Annotated in this window: 28 protein-coding genes and 1 pseudogene; 16 read left to right on the forward strand and 13 right to left on the reverse strand. The window is 63.2% G+C overall.

The annotated features are described in order from the left end of the window. Window positions 1-9: 9 nt before the first annotated feature. Entirely contained in the window at window positions 10-1,362 is a 1,353-nt protein-coding gene (locus BKK79_RS42455; RefSeq protein ID WP_084085787.1) for a 1-acyl-sn-glycerol-3-phosphate acyltransferase, read from the reverse strand. Then, window positions 1,350-2,378, reverse strand: coding sequence for a hypothetical protein (locus tag BKK79_RS37150; RefSeq protein ID WP_071040701.1), 1,029 nt, complete (start codon window positions 2,376-2,378; stop codon window positions 1,350-1,352). Before BKK79_RS37150 ends, BKK79_RS42455 begins: the two co-directional genes overlap by 13 nt. Before the next feature lie 318 nt (window positions 2,379-2,696). On the opposite strand from BKK79_RS37150, the gene BKK79_RS37155 reads away from it, so the two are divergent. The 4 genes from BKK79_RS37155 to iscB all read left to right on the forward strand — a co-directional run bounded on the left by BKK79_RS37155 (window position 2,697) and on the right by iscB (window position 6,203). Then, a complete protein-coding gene (locus tag BKK79_RS37155) occupies window positions 2,697-3,098 on the forward strand; it encodes a DUF882 domain-containing protein (protein WP_232346522.1) in 402 nt (133 codons plus the stop codon). A gap of 313 nt (window positions 3,099-3,411) precedes the next feature. After that, window positions 3,412-3,714 carry a hypothetical protein gene (locus tag BKK79_RS40935; protein ID WP_157128690.1) on the forward strand — a complete coding sequence of 101 codons (303 nt, stop codon included), beginning with the start codon at window positions 3,412-3,414 and terminating at the stop codon, window positions 3,712-3,714. A gap of 153 nt (window positions 3,715-3,867) precedes the next feature. Next, window positions 3,868-4,368, forward strand: a complete 501-nt coding sequence (locus tag BKK79_RS37165; RefSeq protein WP_157128691.1) for a hypothetical protein — start codon at window positions 3,868-3,870, stop codon at window positions 4,366-4,368. A 416-nt stretch (window positions 4,369-4,784) separates the two neighbouring features. Continuing rightward, window positions 4,785-6,203 (forward strand): RNA-guided endonuclease IscB, encoded by a 1,419-nt coding sequence (gene iscB, locus BKK79_RS37170; protein WP_071040704.1) that lies wholly within the window; start codon window positions 4,785-4,787, stop codon window positions 6,201-6,203. A 112-nt stretch (window positions 6,204-6,315) separates the two neighbouring features. Here iscB and BKK79_RS37175 read toward each other — a convergent pair whose 3' ends face one another. Beyond that, a complete protein-coding gene (locus BKK79_RS37175) occupies window positions 6,316-6,738 on the reverse strand; it encodes a hypothetical protein (protein WP_071040705.1) in 423 nt (140 codons plus the stop codon). Window positions 6,739-6,980: 242 nt separating this feature from the next. Here BKK79_RS37175 and BKK79_RS37180 point away from each other — a divergent pair, with 242 nt between their 5' ends. The 11 genes from BKK79_RS37180 to BKK79_RS37230 all read left to right on the forward strand — a co-directional run bounded on the left by BKK79_RS37180 (window position 6,981) and on the right by BKK79_RS37230 (window position 15,391). Continuing rightward, window positions 6,981-7,415, forward strand: a complete 435-nt coding sequence (locus tag BKK79_RS37180; protein WP_071040706.1) for a hypothetical protein — start codon at window positions 6,981-6,983, stop codon at window positions 7,413-7,415. Between the two features lie 13 nt (window positions 7,416-7,428). Beyond that, entirely contained in the window at window positions 7,429-7,836 is a 408-nt protein-coding gene (locus tag BKK79_RS37185; RefSeq protein WP_071040707.1) for a hypothetical protein, read from the forward strand. Between the two features lie 134 nt (window positions 7,837-7,970). Then, window positions 7,971-8,945: a DUF932 domain-containing protein gene (locus BKK79_RS37190; protein WP_071040708.1), complete on the forward strand. Its 975-nt coding sequence runs from the start codon at window positions 7,971-7,973 to the stop codon at window positions 8,943-8,945. A 65-nt stretch (window positions 8,946-9,010) separates the two neighbouring features. After that, window positions 9,011-9,322, forward strand: a complete 312-nt coding sequence (locus BKK79_RS37195; RefSeq protein ID WP_071040709.1) for a hypothetical protein — start codon at window positions 9,011-9,013, stop codon at window positions 9,320-9,322. A 197-nt stretch (window positions 9,323-9,519) separates the two neighbouring features. Continuing rightward, the gene (locus BKK79_RS37200; protein WP_071040710.1) at window positions 9,520-11,229 is read left to right on the forward strand and encodes a PRTRC system ParB family protein; all 1,710 of its coding nucleotides are present in this window, start codon (window positions 9,520-9,522) and stop codon (window positions 11,227-11,229) included. Window positions 11,230-11,260: 31 nt separating this feature from the next. Continuing rightward, window positions 11,261-11,728 carry a PRTRC system protein E gene (locus tag BKK79_RS37205; RefSeq protein ID WP_071040711.1) on the forward strand — a complete coding sequence of 156 codons (468 nt, stop codon included), beginning with the start codon at window positions 11,261-11,263 and terminating at the stop codon, window positions 11,726-11,728. A 12-nt stretch (window positions 11,729-11,740) separates the two neighbouring features. Further along, window positions 11,741-11,950 carry a PRTRC system protein C gene (locus BKK79_RS37210; RefSeq protein WP_071040712.1) on the forward strand — a complete coding sequence of 70 codons (210 nt, stop codon included), beginning with the start codon at window positions 11,741-11,743 and terminating at the stop codon, window positions 11,948-11,950. 109 nt (window positions 11,951-12,059) lie between these two features. Next, entirely contained in the window at window positions 12,060-13,208 is a 1,149-nt protein-coding gene (locus tag BKK79_RS37215; RefSeq protein ID WP_198173449.1) for a PRTRC system protein F, read from the forward strand. Between the two features lie 17 nt (window positions 13,209-13,225). Next, window positions 13,226-13,960, forward strand: coding sequence for a PRTRC system protein B (locus tag BKK79_RS37220; protein ID WP_071040714.1), 735 nt, complete (start codon window positions 13,226-13,228; stop codon window positions 13,958-13,960). Continuing rightward, complete coding sequence (locus BKK79_RS37225) at window positions 13,957-14,616, forward strand: PRTRC system protein A (RefSeq protein WP_071040715.1); 660 nt, start codon at window positions 13,957-13,959, stop codon at window positions 14,614-14,616. Before BKK79_RS37220 ends, BKK79_RS37225 begins: the two co-directional genes overlap by 4 nt. Continuing rightward, window positions 14,588-15,391, forward strand: a complete 804-nt coding sequence (locus BKK79_RS37230; protein ID WP_071040716.1) for a PRTRC system ThiF family protein — start codon at window positions 14,588-14,590, stop codon at window positions 15,389-15,391. Before BKK79_RS37225 ends, BKK79_RS37230 begins: the two co-directional genes overlap by 29 nt. Here the strand turns inward: BKK79_RS37230 and BKK79_RS40940 are convergent, their stop codons facing one another. Next, complete coding sequence (locus BKK79_RS40940; protein WP_157128693.1) at window positions 15,392-15,541, reverse strand: hypothetical protein; 150 nt, start codon at window positions 15,539-15,541, stop codon at window positions 15,392-15,394. Between BKK79_RS40940 and BKK79_RS37235 the strand changes: the two genes are divergently transcribed. After that, entirely contained in the window at window positions 15,528-16,007 is a 480-nt protein-coding gene (locus BKK79_RS37235) for a hypothetical protein (RefSeq protein ID WP_084085793.1), read from the forward strand. The two genes, BKK79_RS40940 and BKK79_RS37235, sit on opposite strands and share 14 nt — an antisense overlap. 76 nt (window positions 16,008-16,083) lie before the next feature. Here BKK79_RS37235 and BKK79_RS37240 read toward each other — a convergent pair whose 3' ends face one another. The 9 genes and pseudogenes from BKK79_RS37240 to BKK79_RS40955 all read right to left on the reverse strand — a co-directional run bounded on the left by BKK79_RS37240 (window position 16,084) and on the right by BKK79_RS40955 (window position 23,076). Continuing rightward, a complete protein-coding gene (locus tag BKK79_RS37240) occupies window positions 16,084-16,557 on the reverse strand; it encodes a hypothetical protein (protein ID WP_157128694.1) in 474 nt (157 codons plus the stop codon). Further along, complete coding sequence (locus tag BKK79_RS37245) at window positions 16,554-17,939, reverse strand: hypothetical protein (protein WP_071040719.1); 1,386 nt, start codon at window positions 17,937-17,939, stop codon at window positions 16,554-16,556. The genes BKK79_RS37240 and BKK79_RS37245 overlap by 4 nt, the downstream gene beginning before the upstream one ends. Window positions 17,940-18,324: 385 nt before the next feature. After that, the gene (locus BKK79_RS37250) at window positions 18,325-19,551 is read right to left on the reverse strand and encodes an RNA-guided endonuclease InsQ/TnpB family protein (protein WP_071040720.1); all 1,227 of its coding nucleotides are present in this window, start codon (window positions 19,549-19,551) and stop codon (window positions 18,325-18,327) included. Beyond that, window positions 19,545-19,808 (reverse strand): annotated as a pseudogene (locus tag BKK79_RS42210) (recombinase family protein); the annotation flags it as partial. The gene BKK79_RS37250 and the pseudogene BKK79_RS42210, both read right to left, overlap by 7 nt. A 62-nt stretch (window positions 19,809-19,870) precedes the next feature. After that, window positions 19,871-20,113, reverse strand: coding sequence for a hypothetical protein (locus BKK79_RS37260; RefSeq protein WP_071040721.1), 243 nt, complete (start codon window positions 20,111-20,113; stop codon window positions 19,871-19,873). Window positions 20,114-20,187: 74 nt separating this feature from the next. Then, window positions 20,188-20,733 (reverse strand): AAA family ATPase, encoded by a 546-nt coding sequence (locus tag BKK79_RS37265; RefSeq protein ID WP_071040722.1) that lies wholly within the window; start codon window positions 20,731-20,733, stop codon window positions 20,188-20,190. Then, the gene (locus BKK79_RS40945; RefSeq protein WP_157128695.1) at window positions 20,715-20,966 is read right to left on the reverse strand and encodes a hypothetical protein; all 252 of its coding nucleotides are present in this window, start codon (window positions 20,964-20,966) and stop codon (window positions 20,715-20,717) included. Before BKK79_RS40945 ends, BKK79_RS37265 begins: the two co-directional genes overlap by 19 nt. 137 nt (window positions 20,967-21,103) lie before the next feature. Next, entirely contained in the window at window positions 21,104-21,439 is a 336-nt protein-coding gene (locus BKK79_RS40950; RefSeq protein ID WP_157128696.1) for a polymer-forming cytoskeletal protein, read from the reverse strand. 1,055 nt (window positions 21,440-22,494) lie between these two features. After that, complete coding sequence (locus tag BKK79_RS40955; RefSeq protein WP_157128697.1) at window positions 22,495-23,076, reverse strand: hypothetical protein; 582 nt, start codon at window positions 23,074-23,076, stop codon at window positions 22,495-22,497. Between the last annotated feature and the right edge of the window lie 455 nt (window positions 23,077-23,531).

A 23,531-nucleotide genomic window follows, 5' to 3' on the forward strand; every position in this document is an offset into this window, starting at 1 on the left:
AAGAGGGCATTACCTGCGCCCGCTGTACGAGCCAGGGCGGGACGAAACTGGAGGAGCCGCTGGCCGGGGAGGCGGCGCCGCCGGGCGCGCAGGAGTAAAGCCGGCGCCATAGGTCACTCGGGGTTCTGGCGCCCGGGGAGGGGCACCATAGCCCGGGCGCTTCTGTTCCTCGGCTTGGGTGGCCGGAGCCGGCGGCCGGGCTACCGGCGGCACCACGATGCCCGCAGGCCGCGCCGGAACCGCCACCGGCGCCTCTCGGACAATGTCGTGGCGCTCCACCACCCGCCCCCCCGCGTCGGTGGATCGGCGACCGGCGATCGCGGATCCCACCATGTATCCGACCGCGCCTGCCGCGAGGATCTCGCCCGTGTTGCTGCTTGGCGCCTGGTTGTTGATGATCACTGGCGGAGCCGCTGCACTACCGGCCGGCGCGGCTGGTGGTGCCGAGTCCGGCGCGGGCTCTGCGGGAACCTGCTGGGCTGCGGACTGAACGGTTGGCGCTGCGGGCGTCTGCGAACTCTGTCCAGGCCTGTCACATGCGGCCACGATCGCTACCAGAGGCACCACGAAAGCAAGATATTGCCTTTGCATAGGGTCAAGTACTATCGAAGGAAAGTTCCGAGCTCGGCGATGCCGTGAGCCGATGCCGCCCACGTCGCTACTGCACAAACCACCACGCCGATCAGGACCGCCAGACGAGTGGTCTGAACGGCCTTGCGCTGAGCGATCGTCAGAATGTCTCGAGACAACGTCTTCTCCAAATCGAGGGGACGTGTCCATCTTCACTGCGCCGCGGCGGGCCGCAACCTCGCCCGAATCCGTTGCTGCCCCGAAGGCCAGTTGAATCCGAGGCCACCAGTGCTTCCCTCGGGCGAATACGCGACTTTGGCCGGCGCCATCGATGTGCACAGTAACGATGCTCTCGGCCGCTGCGGCCAACCATTTCGCACCTGGCCGATGCGGGAGCGCCTTGCCCGCAAAGGCGATTGCACCCTCGGGGAACACCATCGCGTTCCCACCGAGCTGCAGCTGACGCCGCAGCGCCCGCAGACCGAAGGGCGCTCCTGCATCGAGCGGCAGCACCTGGCCAAATCCGAGGCGAGCGAGCAACGCCATGCCGGCGGCCGCGCCGCGCGAGCGTCGGGAGTAGTCGGTATCGACTGCGAACATCAATGGCGCCGGGCTCGCCAGCGCGATCAATACGCCATCCAGAAGGCTGACATGGTTCGCAATGACCAGCGCCCCACCGCGACACAGTGCATCGCGCGCTTGGGGGTCGATGCGCGCTTGCGTCCGCAACATCGCCAGGGCCAGGCTGGAAAGGGCCCTCCGCGCGCACCTTGCAACAGTCAGTTGTGGCATGGCAGGTCATACCCCCCGGACTGCAATGCCCACCCCTCGAAGCGCTGCTCATTGGCAACCAGCCGCCCCCGTAAGATCGCCAGTGCAGGCGCGAAGGCTGCGGGCTCTGTCTTCCGGACTAGCTTGTCCCAGTGCGCTGCGATCCCCGGAGCTGCCCAGGCGTCCTCCAGAGCGTTCAGGGAGACTGCCCCGAACCTCCCCTCCCGGCGCATGGTGGCCTCGTTTTCCCTGGCCATCCGCTGCAAGGACAGTATCAACTCCACCACCTGCCGCCGAGCCTTCTTCGACGCCACAAGGTCAACTACGGCCTGGATTGGGTCGCCGCCTCGCGCAATCGGCACGTTCATCTGCGCGTGTACAAGCAGAATCTGGAACGCGGTATAGGGCGAGTGGAGCAACGTCCGAGGAGTGGGCGCAACCACCATTGGCAGCCTGCCCGAGACCTGCGGCGCGATCGTCGGGTCCGACCATGCCATGAGGCAAATCGCGCGCCTCCACTCCTCACGTCCAAGCGCAGGGTCCAACTCCCAACTCGACTCGCCGGCCAAGATGCGCACCACCTTCTCGACCGTTAGGGTCCCCTTGGCCTCGTTCGCTCGCCTGGAAATCACGGCGAGGTTACCGGGTGCATAGCCTGCCCCGTTGTAGATCCGGTCGACGGACCAGCTATCCATGCTTCCGGTGCCGTGCTCTAGCTTCACGCGGGTGATCGGGCAGTACACAACGTCGATCGTACGCAAGTAGCCTGGCGTCACCCGATCATCGAAATGGCGCAGCCGGCGCCATGCATTCACACGCAGCTGCAGCCACTTCCGGGTGAACCGGTCGCTCCGCCCATGCGAACGGCCGTGACGTTCGACACCGTATCGGTACCCTTGGAACAGGGCAGCCGGCAGCTCAGATTCCTCGTCGCGGATGTGCGAGGGAAGCTCAAGGCCGTTGGCCGCATAGTCGAAGCCGATGTCGAAGCCGAGCTTGGGATCAAGCCACTCCGTCCTGATGCATGAGCATTGCACGATGGGTCTCGTAAGAGTTCTTTTCCCCATCTTGCGTTAGCCACCGTCTGTCGCAACTCCCGATTCGCCGGCGATTTCTCACAGCATTCACCCGGAATCCCGGGCAAGGGAGGGCGAGGATTGGGTTCGCACTGCACACGGACCACCACGATGCTAGAAAGCCCACTCGGCGACCTCATCGCGCCCAGCCGCCGGCGCTTCCTTCAGCTCGGCGCATCGGTGTTAGCTGGAGCCGCCCTACCCGTCGCTGCCTGGAGCGCTGACTTTTGGTCGCAGCCCCGCGAGATCTGGCTGACCCGCCCGGCCACCGGTGAGACCGTGAAGACGGTCTACTGGGCAAACGGCGAACTCGTCGCCCCCAACTACATAGCGCTTTGCAGGCTATTGCGCGACACACATCTCAACATCGCGGTCCAAATGGACCCAGTCACGCTCGATATCCTCCGCGGCGTCTATGGCTGGCTGCGCTACTTTGGAATCGACCGGCCCCTCGTAGTTCTATCCGGCTACCGCCACCCGAGAACGAACGCCAACATCGAGGGCGCAGCCTTGAGGAGCCTGCATATGCTTGGCCAAGCCGTCGATATCGCGATAGAGGGGGTATCCAGTACCCAGGTCGGGCGGCTCGGACAATACCTGTCGGCGGGAGGAGTCGGCTTCTATCCCACCCGCAACTTCACGCACCTTGACCGCGGTAGGCTTCGCTCCTGGACCGGCTAATTTCGGCCAATTCCTGCCCACCACTTGCAATAAATCTATCGATTTCTCGTTTCGTGTCAGCCACTTAGCGAAAGCGTAAGCGCGACACCTGTCGCACCGACAGTTGGATCGCTAGGCAACGCGCCACGAAACCTATCCACATTTGCCTCTAGCGTTTCGGCCGAACGTGCGCCAGAATGAAGGCTCGCCTTGCTGTTCGAGGCATGAGAGTTTTATATGCATCAGCCCGGCGATTTCGGATTGAATTTCACTCCGAAGGCGCTGAGCGCCTGTCTCCATTACCAACGCCGCCCAGCGGCAATGTCTGGAGATAATGATGCCCGCAATTGACAAGGTTGAACGTGAAGCCGTCGTCGCCGCTCTGAAAGGCAACACGTCCCGTCGCAAGCTTCGTACTCAAGGCACTGCTTTCGAGCGTTGGCCGGTGTTCGAACCCGCGTTCTGGGGCAGCCTGACGGAAGCCGCACAACGGCCCGCCGAGGCGGATCACGTGAAGAACCTCATCAACAAGATGTACAGTGCCGGCGCCGACTCATCGCCGTCGGTTCTCCGCAACCTCGAATCGCTGTACAACGCAGCCTCCGCGACCTCGCGTCGCGGCAAGGTCATGCACTGACGCCATCACCACAACACGAAGTCCCGAAAGGGACTTCCAGAGCCAACGGTTCTGGAAGTCCCTTTTTCTTTTCGGGCTTCGTAAGCATCTCCTTGATGCTTGAAGTCCGAGTGTCCTCGCTTTTCAACACCGCGCATGCGGGAGGACACAAGGATGCTCAACCACAACCCGGCCCTCTGCGGTCCGCTCTCAATCAAGCTTCTTCCAGTCGAAACGTCGCCCGCCGGCTGGGCCCTTCATCTGAAGCACGCCGGATGCAAGGTAATCAGCCGGGCTGAGTCCTTCGGCCGTATCGCATGGCTCATCGAGCGGGCAGGCGCGCTCATTGAGGTCCGGCAGGACCAGACCCGCGTGCTCACGACAAGCTGGGCGGAGCCCTCTCCCGACCAGCGCGACCTCGTCACCACCCTGCTCGAATCAGGCCTCGCTCGGCCGGCGAAACCCACCGGCGGCGGCCTTTGCAGGCTGGACGTGTCCCGCTTTGATCCGCGCACCCAAGAGCACGTCGAGGACGGCCCCGTCCTTGCCCTTCGGGACCTCGATCGCCTTGAGGCGACGAAGTTGGCAACGCATTGGGCGAAGCGCCGCTACTACGCGAGCGTCTACCTAGAGGAAACCGGCGAATGCATCGCTGAGTTTCCGCCTGCTGCGTAGACCACGGCCCGTGCTGAGGCTGCGTCAACCCTGGCTTGGGACTCTCCAAGCTCCCGCGCCCCAGCGCGAGTACACGCACCCCGGATGGGACCCTTCCATCCTTTGCGGCTCACGCTCACCACTTTCAATCGGAGCAAGCCCCGTCAACTACCCCGCCTTGAAGGGCGGAGCTTGCACAAAGCTCAGGTTGACCAGACCAAGGGGCAACCAACCCGCTACGTTGTACGCAGTGCCCAAGACCGACCCTGCCGTGCTTCCTCAGCGGCAGGCTCTCGAAGCCTCGGTTGCAGACAAGCGACAGGGTAAGCACGAAACGGATCGAGGCAGACGGCCGGCGTACAACATGGTCGAGGGGAGCGGGTCCGACGGACCCTGTCACCAGGCCCGTAAGGGCAATGTCGAGTAGGAGATACAGCATGGTGGTATTGGTCTTAGACAAGCAGGGCAGACCATTGATGCCCTGCAGCGAGAAGCGAGCGCGGCTGCTTCTGGCCCGTGGCCGGGCGCGCGTGCACCGGGTCGTGCCATTCGTGATCCGGATCGTCGACCGGCGCCAGGCCGATAGCCGGCTCCAGGCGCTACGCGTGAAACTCGACCCTGGCAGCAAGGTAACCGGCATCGCGCTGGTGCGCGATCTCCCGTCCGGTGTCGGTGAGGCGGGCGACTGCGCGCCAGGCGCGGCGGTGTTGAGCCTAATTGAGCTGGTGCACCGGGGCCGCCGCATTTCCGAGGCACTCACGGCCCGCCGCGCGTTCCGCCGGCGCCGGCGCGGCGCCAACCTGCGATACCGCGCGCCGCGCTCCCAGAACCGGACCCGCGCCGCGCGGTGGCTGCCACCGAGCCTGCAGCATCGCGTTGATACGACGCTAACGTGGGTGGCGCGGCTGCGTCGCTGGGCACCGGTCTCGGCGCTAAGTTGCGAGCTGGTCCGGTTTGATCCGCAGGCACTTGAGCAGCCGGAGATCGCCGGGGTCGAGTATCAGCAGGGCACGCTCTTCGGGTACGAGCTACGCGAGTACCTGCTGGTAAAGTGGGGCCGACGCTGTGCCTACTGTGACCAGGAGAATCTGCCGCTGCAGGTCGAGCATATCCAGGCTCGCGCGAAGGGTGGCAGCGACAGGGTGGCCAATCTGACGCTGGCCTGCGGTCCGTGCAACCAAGCCAAGGGGGCACAGCCGATCGGCCGCTTTCTGGCCCGGCAGCCGGCGCGCCTGGCCAGGATCCTCGCCCAGGCCAAGCGTCCGCTCAAGGATGCCGCCGCCGTCAATGCGACACGCTGGGCACTGGTGGACGCTCTGACGGGCACCGGTCTACCCGTAGAACTCAGCAGTGGCGGCCGCACGAAGTTCAATCGGACGCGCCTGGGCATCCCGAAGACGCACGCCCTTGATGCGGTGTGCGTCGGTCAGATGAGCCACGCGCAGGCGTGGCACCGTCCAACCTTGACGATCACGTGCACCGGGCGTGGCTGCTACCAACGGACCCGACTGGATCGCTACGGCTTTCCCAGGGGCTACCTGATGCGTGGCAAGAGCGTGTACGGGTTCCGCACTGGCGATACGGTGTGGGCCAAGATTCCCACAGGTAAGAAGGCCGGCGAGTATGTTGGGCGGGTGGCAGTGCGCGCGTCCGGCAGCTTCAACATTCGGGCCCAGTCAGGTCTGGTGCAAGGAATCGGCCATCGCCATTGTCGGCTCGTGCAACGAGCGGACGGCTATGGCTACCAATTTCAACCGACGGATAGCATAACGCAAGAAGGAGCGGGTTCAGGGCGTGCTTCGCACGCCGCGCTATCCCTCGCCGGCCGGAAGGCCAGGGTCTCCCGCCCAGCATGATGAACGACTGGTACGCGCGCCTGCGCGCCTCAAAACAAAGGGTCGACCGCCGACCGGCCGGGCTCCCGCGCCGGCCTCGCACGAGCGCGATGCTAGTCGGACCCGATTCGGCCTACCTACCGGCGCCCAACGCCTTGCGGTAGACAGCCACCATCTCGGGCGGCAATTTTCGACGGATCAGGCTTGCCTGGCCCGCGAAGAGCTGCTTAAGCAGATTGTGTAGCGCCAACTCGAGTGCTTCGGACTTCGTGACACTGAGATGCGATGCCATCTCCGCCAGCAGGTCCGCGGTGTCGGCCCGCAAGTGGAGCCTCGTCCGGACCGTGTCTTCATCATCGTTCGGCTTGAACAACTTCGCGATGCGCCGCGCCTCGGTACGCCCAATGCTGATACCGAGCCGCCCCGGCGCCTCAGCAAGTAGCTTTGCGGCACTCGGCCTCACGAGCCCTCGGACCAACCGTTCCACCTGCTCCTGATTCAATGTCACCGACGGTCGCCCCCTGCGGGACTTCTTCACTGCTGCATAGTCTGCCATCTTGCTATCTACCAATTCTTTCAACGTTGACCGCCCCCAAAAATGGGTGATGCGGTGCAAGGAAGACTACATGCCCCCTCGTTGGTAGGGGTCGAAGGACCGCATGCATCCCAGAACCGCGCCATCGCCTTCATAGGTTCGCACGGACCCTCTTGCGCGCAACTTGCGAATTGGTGCAGAATTTTGGGCAGCTACTCCTTTTCTACTCGCCGCCTGAGCGGCATGAACGGAAAGGGGGGGACATGGTAGTCGCAGCAGTAGGCAGGGATGTCATCCGGTTGCTTGAGTCGATCCGACCCGAGCTTCAGTGCGAGGATCCCGCGCATACTGCGCGGATCATCTCGCCCGCTTCCCGGACCCAAGATCCGCTTGGCCTCATCCATCCTGTCGGTGCGCTGCAGCGCCAGGACCTGATCCAAGCGCTGCAAGTTCTAGAGCATCGCAATTTCATTGCGCAGGTATTCCGGCGCAGTGCGGATCGCTTCGCTAACAGCGAGGCTCGCATCCACCAATTCCACCGTGCTTCCGCCGATTCCTTCGTTCTTTACGGGACGTTGATCATCGACGGCACGAATCAACTAGTCGACTACTGCGTGCAGTCCGGCAAACGCCTGGACTGCAGCAGGCGCATCATGCGTGCAGCCATCGCATCGATCTGCGTCGACGCCATCCACTGAAACAGGAGTACTCATGTACGCTCTTCCCTACCCCACCGGGGGCGGGAGGCTGGCGCCCGTGTGCCATGACGATGTGCCTCCCATCGAGGCCTACGTCGACGCATACACGGAGCTGGAGCCAACCGTCACCGATGACATCGAACTTCCCGCGACCGAAGCCTCGCTCCAACCGCAACCCATCGTGCCCGTGACGACCACGCTGATCATCGCAGGCATCCGCACTCTCCACTCCGAAGTCACCCTCCACCAGGCCGACGACACGTACTTCCTCAAGAAGCGGTTGTGCCAACCCTACGGCAAAGCGGAGCAAGAGCCGATGGCGAGCCGTGACGCCGGCATTGCCGCGCTCGCGCAAGCTGCCAAGGCAGCAGGCCTTGAAGGCCGCTATGCCAGCCGCTGCGGCGTTCGTTTCGGCTTCTGACCCCCACCTCCACCCCAGCCCCTCCGGGGCTTCCTTGTGCGCCTGGCCAGGTCCACAGGGAAGGCTCGATGTCTCCTGACTTTTCGCTGCGGCGCGTCGCCGCATTGTCTTAATTGCCAATCAGGAGAACCTTCATGGCACACGAACTCGAAATTTTCGCCAACGGCCGCGCATCCATGGCATTTGTGGGCGAGACACCCTGGCATGGTCTGGGTCAGCAACTCTCCGCCAACGCGCCGATCGAAGTGTGGCGCCGCGAGGCCCACCTCGATTGGGATATCCACCGCAGCCCCGTGCAGTACAAGAACGGCACACTCCATGAGTTCCCGGAGCAGCATGTCCTGTACCGCAGCGACACCAATGCGCCCCTCGCGGTGGTCTCGAAACGCTACAAGGAAGTGCAGCCTGGGGAGGTGCTGGAGTTCTTCCGCGACTTGATCGACGGGTCGGGCTTCAGCATCGAGACCGCTGGCACCCTCAAGGGCGGCCGCCGCATCTGGGCGCTCGCGCGCACGGGCTACGAGGCCGAAGTGGTCGCACGCGACTCGGTCAAGAGCTACCTGCTCCTGGCCACTTCTTGCGACGGAACCATCGCCACCACCGCGCAGTTCACCTCGGTGCGCGTCGTCTGCAACAACACGTTGCAGATGAGCCTGAATCGTGCGAGCGGCGACCAGTCGGCCGACACCGTCGTCCGCGTGCGCCACAACACCGAGTTCGACCCGAACGTCGTCAAGGAGCAGCTGGGCCTCATCGGAAAGCAGGTCTTCGACGAGTTCATGGGCCGCATGCAGGCCCTCTCGCAGACGCCGTTCTCGGTAGCGGACGCCGATGCGGTCTTGCGCACGCTGTTTAGCAAGACCACGCACGACGATGTGACCGAGTCGAAGGGCTACAAATCGGTGATGAACCTCTTCAACGGTGCCGGCCGCGGGGCCACCCTGGACGGTGTGGAAGGCACGGCATGGGGGCTGCTGAACGCAGTCACCGAGTACTACGACTATCACACCCGTAGCCGCTCGGCAGCCAACCGCCTCGACTCTGCGTGGTTTGGTCAGGGCGCGGCACAGAAAGCCGTCGCGCTGCAGGTGATCGAAGCCGCCTGCTAAAGGCTCCGGCGCACCGCTCCTTCGGGGCGGTGTCCGGTTTTCCCCATTTCCCAATCTATCCAGCCATGAGCCAGCACAGCTTTCGCACCACCTCCAACGACCGCCCCGTCAACGTTGTTCTCGGCTGGGACCGTCCACTGGGCTACTTCTTCCTCTGGGTCGCAGACCTTTCTCCCCGCAGCGCGCAGGAGTTCCTCTATCACAACCTGGATGACCCCGGCTCGTCGGATGCCGACCTCGACTACTATCGCGCCCGCCTGAACGCCCTCGGGATCCAGGTTCCGGAGACGATGTTCCAGGAAGTCATGTCGGACTGCGTCCACAACACCGGAAACCGTAGCGTCAGCTATCTCGCTGACGGCACGTTCACCGGCTGACGACTCCGCGGCGCATCTCTTGGGGGTGCGCCGCGATTGTCGCCCCGAAGCGCCCCAGGCGCCTTTGCCCTGCCCGCGCGGCAGCGCAAAGATGCGTGAGCATCGTCGGCTTTTCCCATGCCGCCTACGCGGCACCTTCAACCCAAGAGGGGACCTGTCCCCTCACGGGGCGGTTCCCTCTCGATGGAGAATCGCATATGGAAGCCACTGCAATCGAAACAACGACTCTCACCGAGCAACCCAAGCTCGCTTTGCGCTTCATTCGCCGCAGCCAATTCAATCCCCGCCGCTACTTCGATCCGAAGAAGATGGCGGAACTGAAGGCCGGTATCGAAGCCGCCGGCGGCGTCTTCCAGCCGATCGTCGTCCGCCCTTTGCCGGAGGAACCTGGCTACTACGAGATCGTCGCCGGCGAACGCCGGTACCGCGCGTCGTTGGAGCTGTATGGGGACGGCTACGAAATCCCCGTGGTCATCAAGATCCTCAGCGAGGAAGAAGCTGAAGCGATCGCGCTGATCGAGAACACGGCCCGCGACGACTGCGCCCCCTCGGAAGAGGCGGTTTCGGCGGCCCGCGCCGTGGGCCGCTGCAAGGGGGACCGCGACGAAGCAGCGCTGATGCTCGGTTGGGAACGCAAGTTCCTCGACAGCCGCCTGGCGCTCATGAACTGCAGCAGCGACGTCCTCCAAGCTCTCGACGAACGCAAGATCAAGCTCGGCCACGGTGAACTGCTGGCGGCCCTGCCGAAGGAGTCGCAGGACCGACTCCTGCCGGTGATCATCAAGGAGAACAAGACGGTCGCCGAACTGAAGGCGACCATCGAGCGCATCGCCCTCAAACTCGATACTGCGATCTTCGACAAGACCGATTGCGCTGCGTGCCCGCACAATTCGGCCTTGCAGTCGGAACTGTTCGCCGAGGCCATTGGAACCGGCAACTGCACCAACCGGCCTTGCTTCGAGAAAAAGAGTGAGGCAAAGCTCGATGCCATCGCGGCGGGCCTGAAGGACGAGTACCCGACGGTGCGCATTGTTCGCCCCGGCGAAAACTTCACCCGCATTCAGTTGCAGGTGGACGGGCCAATGGGTGTGGGCGAGGAGCAAGCGAAAGCGTGCCACGCGTGCCAGAACTACGGTGCCGCCGTCAGCGGCCTACCGGACTCGCTCGGCAAGACCTATCGCGGGCAGTGCTTCGACACCGGTTGCAATAGCAAGAAGATCGCCGCGCGCAAGTCTTCCACGACCATCCAAGCGGCCGCGTCGACGAGCGCAACGAGCAAGAAGACGCCGGCGCGACCCGGCACCGCCGGCGGCAGCAACAAGGCTGGCGCTTCCGAAGCTCCGGTGACCGAGGTGTCCGAAACCGAAAAGGTCAAAGCCTTCCGGGTGGCACTATGGCGTGTCGCCCTCCGCAAGGAGATCGCCCGCGATCCGGCCGCTGCTACCCATTATCTGCTCGCCATTGCGCTCGCTGGCCTGGCCCGCAAGATCGACGGCTCGTCGGTCAAGAAGCTGCACGACCGGCTGGTGCCGAACACGCAGTGCCAGGTGCTGTCGATCGACGACGCTCTTGCCTGCGCGGCGAACCTCAGTGACGCAGATCGCAGCAAGATGACGACGCTACTCACTGTGGCGGCCATCGAAGGCGTCGACGTGCCGGACCTCGTCGCGCTCTGCAAGGATCGCAAGCTTGACTTGCGCCAGCACTGGAAGCTCGACAAAGCCTTCCTTGAACTGCTGACGAAGTCGGAGATGAAGGTCGTCGCTGACGAGTTGGGCCTGCTGGCCGCCCTCGGCAAGGACGCCACTAAGACCTTCAACAAGTCCAAGCCCGAGTTGATCGAAGCGCTGCTTGCCGTGCCCGGCTTCGACTACACCGGAAAAATCCCTCGCGTATTGCTGTTCTAAGCCCGCCTCCTCCATTCCTAGGATCCCATCCATGCCATTCTTCCAAGACCTCTTGCCGCTGCTGCAAGGCTGCGAAAAGCTCAACCTCTCACTGACCCTCAAAGGGGACAGCCTCACCATTCTCGTCGGCCCACAGCCGAAGAAAGGTTCCGATGCCGCGCTCCTAACGCCGTTGGTGCTCACCGCAACCGCCGCGCAGCTCGACGAAGGCTTCGCCGGCGCGCTCGCCGCGTACAGCGATGAACGCAAGTCGCTGGCCGAACAGGTCGAAGCAACGAACGCTGTGATCGCCTCCGCGCGCAATGCGCAGACCGACAAGGCAGCTAAGGCAATCTCCCAAGCCAATCGCGGCAAGGGCAAGACGCCGGCGCCCGCCGACCCCGAGGACGCGGACGACGACGATGACACCCAGACCGACTCGGCGAGCCAGACCAGCGCGCCTGCAGCGGCGCCGGCGGCGTCGGAGCCTCCCGGCACCGATCTGTCGAGCCTGATCTAACGGGAGACCCGCATGAGCATTCAAGTTGCACGCCTGGTGCGCGAGTTCCTCTACAACGGCATGCAGTTCGCCGACCCCGGCCCGGCATTCAGCCCGGATGACGTCAGGGATCTCTACTCCGCCCAGTATCCGGAGCTCACCACCGCCGCGGTGGATGGGCCTACGGTGAATGGCGACATCGCGTCCTACACGTTCCAGCGTGCAGCTGGCGCGAAAGGCTAGCCATGCGCCACCGCGATCTGATGCGAGCACTCTCCACTGCGGAGACTGCTCCCGCCAAGACGAACCCGCCCGAAAGGGCGGTTTTTTTTCAATCCCAGGAGATGAAAGAATGCTGCGCGACGCTACATCGACTGCTGCAGCGCTCGCGGGATACCCACCCCTCGATGCGCCATACAGCTACGCTCCCCCTGCCCGACGTCGACCTGCCTCTGATTTTCTGACGCTGCCAGGCATCGCAGACACAGTCCCCGCCGTTGGACGGATCCAGTTTCACACCCCGGAAGCAGTCCGCTCCCTCATCCGCCAGCAGTTTGAGCACCGTCGCCTTGCCGCCAAAGACGTTCGTTCCACGGGCGATGCGGCAGAGATGTTCGGCCAGGCGTTCTTTGCCTGGGCTCGCCGGCACCTGGGCGCCCTACGCCGGCTCAGTCTCCAAATCCACGTCATGGATGCGGACTCGGTACGAAACGCCATCCAGCACCAATACGACCACGACGACTTCAAAGGCGAGTCGCCTCTGTACTTGGCACTCGGCAGCGAGGGCGAGCCAATCTACAACCTGAAGCCGGCCGCGGATCGCCTGCGCCGCGCCCATCCGCTGCTGCTCGGCACCGCCCTCCACCTCGTGGAGGCGGCCTCGTTCCGCACGGTCTGGATCCGGACGCCTCATGAACTGCTTTCCCATTTTGCCGCTTGGTATTGGGACGGCGATGAATCGACCACTGACCAGGAAGCCAAGGAATCTCTTGCTGACCGTTTCGGCGAGGACGAGGCAGAGATCGAGGAGTTTCTGCCCTCCGTAGTGTGGGAGGACTTCTGCCCAGCCAAGCTAGGGCTCTGGACCGAGAAGAAAGGGACGCGCCAGATTAGACGCAGGCCCGGGCTTTCGAGCGCGGACTTGAAGTCAATCGCAGCACAGCCCGACGGCCGCGCGAAACGGTTGTGCGCCGAGCTGATCCGGCTGCAATCGCTGCTCCGAGGTCATCGGGCAAAGCAACTGTTTGATCGTTGCTACTCGGCGAATCCAGTCTACGCAGCGTGCGGCCTTGTTTGGGACCACACCGATCGCGTCGCGCAAATGTACGACGACATCTACGAGCACGAATCGCAGACCGGCGAGGCAACAACCTTCTTCGGCTTCGTCCCCTTCGCGACCGACGCCGGCGCCATGCGTCAGCAGTACGCCGACTGGGCCTACGGCTTCGAAGTGTTGTCCTGCATCGACCGCGTCCTCTGTCATATCACCACAGCCGACTAATGGAAAAAGGAACACACATGTCCGGAACTCTCATTGGCGAAGCCTCGATCGAGGTCTCGCTCTCGCAAGCCATTCTGCTGTACTGCGACCGCAACAACGCGCCGCTCTATGCCACCATGCACACGGTCAGCGAGGATCCGAAAAGCAGGCGTCCTACGATCCAAGCAGGACGGCCCGTCGATCGGGTTGCACTGATCCAGGCTCTCACCGGCCTGGGCGAGCGCGCCGCTGCCGAAAGCGGGTATCTATCTGGCACTGTGCTGTCGGTGTCGCCACATGCGGTGACGTGGTGGTGTCCGACTGCACCGCGCCGGGTGTATTTCGATTGCGAGGAGCTCGGCAAGCGGTCTCGGGTGGTTCCCCATCCGTCGCTCGTCTTCCAAGCGGCTCTCGACGGATTCCGTGTGTTTGCGCTGCCGGATGATTCGCGGCCGACGCCGGATACCGCACTGTTCGAGCCGCCGTACTTCAACACATGGAACGACGGCAAGATCTGCATCGGCACCGCACACGTACCGGGGCAAGTCAGCGTCAGCGCAGTGCCAGGCTGGGAGGCGGGCTTCTTTGACTCCGCATTTACCCACCCGAACCACGGCAAGCAGCGCCTTTCGTACCCGAACGGCGAATTCGCCTTCTGGCGCGACATGCTTGCCGGCGTGCACGACTCGGGCTTCCCTCGGGAGGTTCTTGTTCCGACGGAATGGACGCTGGGCGCACTGATTGCCAATCGACCAGGCCGGAGCGCCGCATGAACGCCCGCGACATGACGCTTCAGGCGTCGTTCCCGACCATCGAGATGCCGCGCTTCGAACCGCTCCCGCCGCTCGCCAGACCTGGTGAGCGGCTGGTAGTCGGATCGAACGGACTGTTCCTCGAAATCTCCCGCCCGTGGATTCACCTCGTGCGGCGGATTGCGGCGTTCAACGTCCCGACAGCGATTCCGTATGGGGCCGTCGTCGCGGCAACCGACTTCCGTTGCGGCCGCGTGCCGCCCGACCTGGTGGAGGCCTTCGCGCGGCTTGCCCGCGAAGCGTTTCCGCTGGAGACGGCCGCGTGGGTCGTGTGGAACGAGAACACCCTGCAATTCAGGCTGCAGCGACTCACTTTGCCGCTCCAAGGACCCAACCGCCTCGAGTATGAGCGGCCGCGGTTACCCGCCGGCGATCACATCGTTATCGACTGCCACTCCCATGGCGCCCACGGCGCGGGCTTTTCACCCACCGACGACGCCGACGATCGATTCGACGTCAAGCTGGCCGCTGTACTTGGCCACTGCAACCGCCCTCGCATGAGCGTCGCCATGCGCCTCTGCGCAAAAGGCATCTTCGAGACATTCCACAAGCTTCCAGCGGCATGGCGTAGCGCCGCCGATCGAGACCATGAAACCCCTGAAACACTCCATCCCTAGCCACATGGTGGCACGACCATGGCAAGTCGTCGTAGTGGGCGCTGGCGGCACCGGCAGCGCCATGCTGACGAGCCTCGCCAGGCTGCACCATGCGATGCTCGAGCTTGGCCACCCCGGTGGCATTCTCTGCACCGTCTTCGACGACGATACTGTCAGCCCGACGAACATCGGGCGCCAGTCCTTCTATCCCTCTGACATTGGCGCGTACAAAGCTGCCGTCCTCGTGAATCGCATCAACCTGCTGATGGGCACCGACTGGAAGGCGCAGTGCACACGCCTCACGGCCAGCGCATCGATCCAACCAGACCTGATCATTGGCTGCGTCGACACGCGTGCGGCCCGTAAGGAAATCCTCAAAGCCTGCCGCTTCGCGCGAGGCTACTATCTGGATTGCGGCAATGAGTCGGATCGGGGCCAGGTCATTCTTGGCCAGCTCGGCGAGAAGCGCGCCGGGAAGCTGCCCCACGTGGGCGAGCTGTTCCCCGACTTGGTCGATCCATCGAAGGACAAAGCCGACCTGGCGCCGTCCTGTTCGATGGCAGACGCACTGCGCAAGCAGTCGTTGGTCATCAATCAGGCAATCGCGGTCCAGGCTTTCAACCTGCTGTGGACGCTCTACCGCACGGGAACGCTGCAGTTCTGCGGCTCCTTCATCAACCTGGCCACTGGCAGAACCAACCCGCTTCCGCTTGACCGCGAGGCGTGGGCCCGCTTCGGCTATCAGGATCAGAAAGCCCGGCGCAAGCCAAAGTCAGAGAGCTCCACCGCGACCTGATCAGCGGTCCGTATCGTCTATGCCGGCGTGCCGGCCGACCATCAGATACCGGGTTCCGACCCGATCCACCACTCCCCAAAGGGCGACCTTCTGCCCACGGGGCATGGCGTCGCCCACTTCATCTCCAGGAGACACCATGTCGAAGTTCATCGCAATCCTCTTCTCTGCTGCTGCAGTCCTCTCGGGCTGCGCCGTCGAGCATACCTCTCCCAACTACTATCGGCCCAACGAGGCACTGCAACGCGCCCAGGTCGAACTGGTCTCGGTCGTACGCGTGCGACCAGTAGTTCTGGAAGGTAGCAACGATCCCGCATTCGGCATGACAGCCAGTGTGGCCAGCGTTGTCGCGACGATCGCAGGCGCTACGATCGGAGCCCAGGCGGGCTCCGGTCGCGGGCGCTATGTTGCCGCGGCAATCGCTGGTCCTGTTGCGGGCTTGGTGACCCAGCAGGTCATGACGCGGATCGCCGTACCGCGTCGAACTGGGCTTGAGATCCTGGTACGCACCGACTACGGACAGCTCGTGTCTGTGGTGCAGGATGCCGACCAGGCCTTCTTGCCCGGCGACCGTGTGTTGCTGCGTTCAGGCGCGGGCGGCACGCGGGTGACACGCTGAGGGCCGACTTCACGCCAAAGCGCCCCTTCTTGGAAGGGGCGCTTTTTTTTACCGTTGTCGTTGGGGCGGTCGTGGCTCAGGATCGCACGTACTTCCAGGCCCCATCCTTGGCCTTTCTGACGACGCCGCGGGACTGCAGGTGCTCGAGTGTTTGGGAGAGGTCATCCGCATCGGCGCCTAGGACTGCCCGGAGGGCGTCTTCGCGGATACCAGCCTTGCGGTTCGCATAGGCTTCGAACACGAGGATCAGGGTTCGTTCGGCGAGTGCGGGTTCCAACCCCGCCGCCTTCGACTTGCCCAGTTTGCCGGCCAGCCACTTGATCAGATCGGCTGCGCTCGTGATCACCTTGGCCACGCCCGCGACTGCCCCGGCGATTGCCGCGAGCGACTTCACGAGCTCGACGAACATGGCCACCGTGAAGGTGTCCCCGAAGAAGTTCTCTTCTTGATGCACGCTCTCGGCGTCCGGGGAGATGGCGGTTTCGAGGAGGTCGCGGTTTGCGCGCGCGAATGTGCGCACCTCCTGCTCGTCCATCAATGAGAGTTTCATGTCCGATCCTCCGAAATCAGGCGAACACCGATCTTCCGCAGTCGCATACCCAGTTGAAGAAGCGTGGGCACCTCGTTGACACCGAATGTCCGCAGATAGGCCAAGTGCTCGTCGAGGTGGTCGTCGACGGCCTTGTCCCAGCCTTTGAGCTCGATCTTCTCCAGGAGAGGATCCAGGAACTGCTCCCTCAGCCGGCTCAGCGTCGACGGATGGCACTGGACGGGCTTCCCGGTGAAGGTCCAGGTCCGCCCGACGTTGATCTCGGGACCGTCCTCATCGAAAGCATACCGGACATACTCGACTCCCTGAGAAAGTTTGCTCGCGAGGTCGGATGCCCAGATCGACTCATAGGACGACCTGAGCTTGCCTAGTGCCGGGCTTAGCCACTCGGGCGCGTACTCCTCGGCCATGTGGTCCAGATGGTGCACTACGATATCCATGCGGATGTGTGCCGTGGGATGACTGTGGCTCATAAAGTCGCTGGTGCCCGATATGACGTGCGTGTACGACTCCCGGCTGCCAACCGCCCACAGCAGGAGTTGCCAGACAGTGAGTCCCTCCGCGACACGCTCAAGGTCTCGGGCGTTCGGCCGTTCGTGCGTGAACGCCAAAAGATTGGCGTAGAGAGCGAAGACGTCGGAACCGAACTCGTCTGTCCAGGGCTCACAGCTCGGCGCCATGAGAAGGACGCCGGTCCGGCGATTCGGAGCCTCCAGAAGGTTGTAGATGGGGCCGTCCTGATGGCGTCGCACGTTCCTGATGTGGTCGACGCTGGTACCGGGCGAAATTTCGAAGGCGACCTGGACGAAGTCGTGGCCACACTCGGCCGTGTAAGAGTGTCCGATTTCGTGGAAAACGATGAATTCCCCGACGCGCATGAAGATGTCGTTGATCAGCCGGGAGTCGCGCTGCGCGACCGCCTTCATCAGCTCCTGCAGCCTGGGGAAGTCCTCGTCGCGGGGAACGACGATCGACAGGAGCAGCAAGGCTGACAGACCATCGGCGACCACGTCCTCGTCCCGGTCCAGTCCGACGAAATACACGAAAAGAACGAGTCGGCAGTACAGATCGAGGTCGATCATGATCGCGTTGTTGCCATCGACGCGCTGGGTCCAAAAGCGTTTGCCGGCGTCACCGACGAACACCCTTGCGTCTGACCGCCAAGTGGCGATCATCGCCGCGGGAGCGTGGCCTTGCTCGAATGCTCCGGACACACGCCGGACCAGCGACTGCAGGCTCACTGCGGCCCGATGCGCCAGGTGGTGTGTCGAGTCGGACACTCCGCTCTCGGCGGCCTTGCTGATTAGGTCTGCCAAGTACGCATCGTGGGCGGACACGAGATCGCCGTAGTCTTCCAAATAGTCTCTGAGCCGAACTGTCATGGCAGCTTCCTTGCATCTCCACCGTGGCATGATACGCCGGCAGGTTCGCGAGTCGATCCACACTTTGGAGGCCGAACTGTCCGCTTTGCAACAGAGTCAATCTGGATTGTCAACGTCTTGGCTTCCGCATCGAAGTCGACTTCCCGCACGAACCACGGATCGCTTACGCCAAGGGCTGATTCAAACCGTTTGCTGTGGATCGCTTGTGTTCTTCTTTACCTGGAATCCGCCACGATACCACCCACTTGAAATTCAAAAGAGGCTTTTTTCTGACCGTACGCCGGTCGCCTCAGCCGGACGGGCTCCAGTACGGCCCGGTCGATTCAACTATCGATTGACCGTATCCTTGAACTTCTGCCCGGCCTTGAACTTCACTGCCGTTCCATCAGACTTGCGCAATCTTGCTCGCTGTTGAGCGAATCTGATCGCCGCTGACTTCCTGCTTCGCCGAGGCCGGTTTCGTCTTCGTCTTGCGACGAAGACCAGCGCCTTCCTCTCCACAGGCTGACACCGTGGAACTCACGGCGTTGTGTAAAAGGTTCACGGCCGCGTTCACATCGCGGTCGTGACTCGTCCCGCAGGCCGGGCATGTCCATGCGCGCACCGACAGCAGCAAGCTGTCCAGCTTGTGACAGCATGTCGAGCATATCTTGCTACTTGCGTAGAAGCGTTCGGCCACTACCACCTTGCCCCCACGCATATCTGCCTTGTACTCCAACTGCCGCCTCAGCTCGAAAAAGCTCATGTCGGCGATCGAACGTGCCAAATGCCGGTTTGTCACCATGCCGCGCACGTTCAGATCCTCGATGCCGATGGTATGGAAGCGGCGCGTCAGGTCCGTCGTGAGCTGGTGCAGTGCGTCCAAACGGATGGCGGCGATGCGGGCATGCAGCTCCGCCAGCCTGGCCTTCGCCTTGCGACGATTGGCCGATCCCTTGACCTTGCGCGACAGGCTGCGCGAGAGCTTGCGCAGGCGGGACAGCAAAGCCGTGTGGGCCTTGGGGCCGGGGATCGATTCTCCCGTCGAGAGCGTCGCCAGTGCCGACACACCCAGATCGACTCCCACCACGCCTTGGTTTTCGGCTTCGGGCAGATGCGAACTGTCGGGTGTTTCCACGGTGATGCTGACGAACCAACGGTCGGCCACACGGGAGATCGTGGCCGACATGATCTTGCCGGCAAAGCGCAACGTCTCGCGCATGCGCACCCAGCCCAGGCCTGGGATGCGAATGCGCGAACCGTCGAGACGGAACTGGTCGTTCGTGAGGGAGAACCGGTCGTGCATGCCTTTCCTGCGGAACTTCGGATAGCGTGCCCGACCGGCGAAGAAGTTCTGGAACGCCTGGCCCAACTGGATAATCGCCATCTGGGGCGCGTTCTTGGTGACCTCCAGCATCCACGGAAACTGCTCGCGCTTGATCGCGTTCAGTTTCCGGCGCAGCGCCATCTGCGAGGGCTTTGGCAGAGCGTGATCGGCCTTCCATGCCTCATACTGGCGCTGCCATTCGGCCAGTGCCCAGTTGTACGCGAACCGTGCCGTGCCGGCCGCACGGGCAAAGTACGTCGCCTGGACGTTGTTCGGATCGAGTGCGATGCGATGGGCAATCAGCATTGCGACGCCTCCACGGCCGCCTTCACCCCATCGAGCAGCTTCTGGTTCTCGCGCGAGCGGCTGCCGTAGAGCCGGGCGCTGAACACCGTGATGATCTCCAACACGTCCTTGGCCAAGTCGTCCTCGAACGTCGTGTCCTCGCCCTGGTTGAGGATCACGACCTCGACATGCTTCGCCTCACAGATGGCGAACACCAGTTCCGCGCCGAAGCGCAGCAGCCTGTCCTTGTGGGTGATGACTACTGTCGGCGTCTTTCCGGACGTCCGCACGTCGCGCACGGCTGTGTACCAGAGCCCTCGAAAGGTGCGTGAGCCAGCCGCTAGCGGCCGCGCTTCCTTAGCGCGACGACGCCCTGAAGAAAGCCAAAGATGATCCACAGATAGCCTGCTACGGCAAGCATCGCAAATGCGCCAAGGCCGCTGACGCGCTCCGGCACAAAGAACAGTCCCGCCGCGATGCAGATAGATGCAAAAGCGCCAAGCCACAGGACTGACGGCACTCGGAGCAGCACCGGAACGTCTCCCTCGCAGCCGGTCGACTTCGTATCTTGATCGAATGACATATGCGAAGCTCTTGTCGGCTGCCGGCCGTGTCGGGGCACCTTTTGGCACCGGTGCTTGGTGAGGATCGGATCGGTCAATCCGCTGCTTCGTCGTCATTTCGACCTCGAAGGTAGTCACCCACGAAGGTGCGCAAGCCTTTGAGGTCGCCGGCGTTGTCGAGACGCGTCAGAGATTCGCCGACCGCCGCGATAACGCTTTCGAGTTGGTAGTCCCTTGGCGATCCTAAGCTGGGGTCCCACTGTCGGGCGGTCGACCTTGCGCGCTCAACGAGACGCTCCTCACGAGCCTGGTCCGGCGCCTCGACGAGGACCACATCCCAGCCAGACCCCAGCAAGGCGAGATGCGACGGGCTCGAAGGCAGACCATCGACAACGACCCGGCCATGGGAGTTCGCGACCTCGATCACCGCAGCCGCGACGGCGTCTGGCAGCGGTCGCCCTGATTCAGTGTCGCGTAACGAGAGCAGGAGACGGGAAGGCACGTCTGCCGGGTAGACCCCCAGGCGGATGAGCCGGCGGATTGCCCCAATGTTCAGATGCCAGAAGCCATAGTCAGCAAAAGCTCGTCCTAGCGTGCTCTTCCCGGCTCCATGAAGCCCAATCAAGCAGATCTTCGCCATTGATTGTCCGGGACGTGTTGGGGCCTGTGGTCACTGAAAAGATTGGCATGCTCGGTGCCCCGAATCGCGTTCAAGTCCCGAGCGATCTCGATCAACGCCAGGGCCGTCGCTTGGACACGCGCGTAGAGATCTGGGTGGAAGCGCTGAAGCGCACGCAATGTCGCTGCGGCATCGCGCACTTGATCCGAAGCGTCGCCGAGATACTCAAGCGATTTGATGGGATTGCTGGACATGTTGTTTGACCTGGCCGAACCGACAAAATGATCCCCGTCTTGCGGAGGAGTTAGCTGCTTGTCTCGCCTTGTGATGTGTAGCGCTAGGCCGCGGCGAGTGCGACCAACCCGCTATGATCGACGCTGCAGGTTGTCCGTCATGCTTCCTTGGCGCTCTCGATGCGCTTGACGCTGCCTTGGACGACGCCGGTCGACTCCATGGACTCGTACGTGATCTCAGCCGCCGCGCACGTGCCTCCGTTGTGCAGGCGCGTTGTGACAACCGATTCAGCATGGATGACGCCCCAGTTCACCAGGAGCTCGGCAGCCTCGACCTTCTTCGCTTGCATCGTGCCGGAGTTGTAGACGCGCTTCGCGATCACCGTCCCCTCGACCACCGCCTCTGGCCCAAGGATCAGAGTGCCATCCGGCACCGAGAGCACGCCGCCGTTGAACGTGCCCGAGAAGAAGAGACCACCACCTTGGATCGTCACGTCTCCGGCCAGCAGCGCACCCGCTTGTACAGCGTGCCGGATGTCTTCTGCCGTGTGGTCAACAGCGAGGGTACCGTTCGATACTACATACAGGGGCTCCGTGTTAGAAGCGCCCTCCCCCACGAGTCCGATCGTGGGCGCCTGGCGTTGGGCGGTGGGGGCCGACACTTGGCTGGGTAGCATGGTGATTAATTCCGGGAGGATGACGAGTGGACCGCGGGGCGCGCTGGACCGTCAGCCGCATCGCGGGACTTTACGGGAGCGGCTGAAACCCGCTCCTGCGGCACTGGCTGGGTTTTCAGGGTGACACTGACTCCGGCAGCGTCCTCTGCTGAAGAGGTTTTTGGTGCGGCCGGATGGGTGGGTAATGCGCGCTTCGTCGCCGGCGGTAGAGCATCGCCAGCCGGCAAGGGCATGGCCGATGCTGCATCGGGCGTTGGCAATGCGACCGCCACAGGTGCCTTCGCAGGCTGATACGGTTGAGGTGTCTGTGCGCGCTGCGCGGGAGCCGAGTCGGCCACGACCTGCGCCCCTGGCTGGGGGGCCTGAGGCAAGTTCGGTCGGGCCTGTCCAGGTTGAAGGGCTTCCCCTTGTCTCGGCTCTGCACCAGGTCCGGCAGACAGGGCTAATGCGTCCGCCGCTTTCTCGCTCGCCTCGGAACTGGCTATCGGTTGCGCTTCCGCTTGCGCAGGTGCCGTGTGTGGTGCGACACGCGCCTCGACGCGATGTGAGTAAAACTGCTGCACGGTGGCGGCCGCCGCGAGAGGCAAGGTCGCAATCAGAACTGTCGTCCTAACCTTCCTCCACGAGATCCGCGCCCGCAGGACGTTCACTACTGGCGTAAGAGTGAAGCTGACAGTCCACCTCGAACCTGCTGGTTCTGCGACTGTCTCACGGATGACCTGGGGAACCTCAACGATCCTAGGCGAGTCGATCGTTGTAGTGGTGCCGATCAGGGCCTTTAGGTTAGGGCGGGTCGAATATGTCATGTCCTCCATTTCAGCCGAAATGCGAGGCCCATTGGGGAGCAAATCGATATCAAAGTTTTTCCTGATTCACGGACGCACTGCGCTGGTGATCAGAGGCAAGCCAAATACGCGCGCCCACGACCCAGCAATTGCCTCTTGAATATCCAATGCGCCTGCCGTATCCCACCATCCGTTTGCAATCAAGATCACCGGAACGCCAGCGTGCAGATGAAACAGCGGCATCGAGGTGCTCGCTTCAAAGCAAACGAGTAGGCTTGCCGGGGTCCTCTGGAGCATCACTGTCTCCCCGACACGCGAGTACTCCGCTCCGTAAGGCTCAATAAGAGGAATGGGCGCCACTGCCCGGACGAAGTACCCGTGTGGCAATACCCACGCACCTTTCCATCTGCGACCGTGTTCGACCTGGATGCCTCCGACCAGCATCTCCTGGCCCGGGCGTAGCGTCTCCTTTAGCAAGCGCATGCCAGCCAGAGGCAAGGTGCCAAGTACGTTCTCTGGCGCAATCACTGCGACTGCTTTCTCGGTGGTGAGGCGGCGCGCAAGCGATATCTCAACGCCAACAGCCTCTTCGAGAGACAGTGGAGGTGCTTCGGCGGACGAGATCGACCAAGCCTCCCAGCCGGCGGGTGCACCCGGTACCGGGATCATCAACCGCCCTCCTATGTGAACCAACGCGACCGCCGCAAGCACCAGCGCGGCTTGGCGCCGAGGCGCTGGCGTCCGCTCCGCGGCTGCGCCAGAAGCGCGGCCGACAGCAAGTGCGAGCGCGACGAACGCGGCTACCCCAAACGCGCCGGCACCAGGGAAGATCCACCCCGCCCCGGCCAGCGGCGGCAGAGGCAGCCAATAGGCCAAAGGCGGGACTGAGGGGGCAAGTATTTGGACCAGGCCGCGCATCCACCAACGGCCGGGCAACGCTGCAGGCGCAGCCATCAATACTACGTACGCGAACTGGGCCAACACGCTGACCGCGACAGGAGTTCCAGACGCGTACGCTGACCAGGCCACACACCAAGACGCACCAGTGTAGAGCGCGAGCGCCCTACCGAATCGGCACAGCGCTGTTCCGCCTGCTGTCACGGCGACGAGACCGACGTAGCCTA

This window comes from Cupriavidus sp. USMAA2-4 (assembly GCF_001854305.1).
GTDB classification, from domain to species: Bacteria; Pseudomonadota; Gammaproteobacteria; order Burkholderiales; family Burkholderiaceae; genus Cupriavidus; species Cupriavidus malaysiensis.